Annotated in this window: 1 protein-coding gene; it reads right to left on the reverse strand. The window is 75.6% G+C overall.

Annotated elements, in window-relative coordinates:
- A partial coding sequence (locus OOT08_RS01050; protein WP_325090735.1) for a cysteine desulfurase family protein occupies positions 1 to 1,132 on the reverse strand: 1,132 nt, incomplete at its 3' end.
- Positions 1,133 to 1,153 lie beyond the last annotated feature (21 nt).

Genomic DNA, 1,153 nt, shown 5'->3' on the forward strand with positions numbered 1-1,153 from the left:
GCAGCTCCCGGCACAGCGCCTCGATGTCGGCGCGTGAGGAGTCGTGGCCGAGCGTGAAGCGCAGCGCCCCAATCGCGGTCGCCTCGTCCAGGCCCATCGCGAGGAGCACGTGCGAGACCTCGGCCACGCCCGCCTGGCAGGCGGAGCCCGTCGAGACCGACACGCCCGCGTGATCCAGCAGGAACAGCAGCGAGTCGCCCTGGCAGCCGGGGAACGTGAAGTGCGCGTTCCCGGGGAGGCGTTCCCCGCTCGCGGGGTCCGGGCCGCGCAGCACCGCGTCGGGCACCGCCAGGCGGACGCCGGATATCAGCTCGTCGCGGAGCTCGGCCAGGCGCGCATCGGGTCCGCCGCCCGGCCGGGGGGCGTCACGCAGCGCCGCCGCGAAGGCGACCGCTCCGGCGACGTCCTGGGTGCCGGAGCGTCCCCGCTGCTGGTTCCCCCCGTGCACGAGGCCGTCGATCTGGGCCGCGCGCCCGAGCACGAGCGCGCCGACCCCGACCGGTCCGCCGACCTTATGCGCGGACACGCTCAGCGCGCTGAGCCCCGTCGCGGCGAAGTCGATAGGCAGCTGGCCGAGGGCCGCGACGGCGTCCGCGTGCGCGGGCACTCCGGCGTTTCGGGCGATCTCGGCGAGTTCGGTGACCGCTTGGACGGTGCCGACCTCGTTGTTCCCCCAGAGAAAGCTGATCAGCGCGACCCGCTCGGGACCCGCGGCCGCCAGCGCGGCGCTGAGCACCTCGGGTCGCAGCCGCCCCTCGGCGTCCAGGGGCAGCCAGACCAGCTCCGCACCCTGCGCCGCGGCCAGCCACTCGACGGTGTCCACGGTCGCGTGGTGCTCCCCCGCCGCGATGAGCAGGACGGGTCGCGCGGCGCCGCGCTGGCGGGCCCAGAACAGCCCCTTGAGCGCGAGGTTCACGGACTCCGTGCCGCCGCTCGTGAGCACCACCTCGACGGGCTCGCAGCCGAGCGCCCCGGCGATGGTCGCGCGGGCCGTCTCCAGCCGCTCCCGGGACTGCCGCCCGTGCTCGTGGGTGGACGCGGGGTTCCCCGTGTCGCGGAGCGCGGCGAGGTACACCTCGGCCACGCGCTCCGGCATCGGGGTCGTGGCCGCGTGGTCGAGGTAGACCCGCATCAGCCGCGCCTAGTAGAGCAG

Origin of the sequence: Leucobacter sp. M11, from assembly GCF_035726885.1 — a bacterium.
GTDB lineage: Bacteria > Actinomycetota > Actinomycetes > Actinomycetales > Microbacteriaceae > JAPFRB01.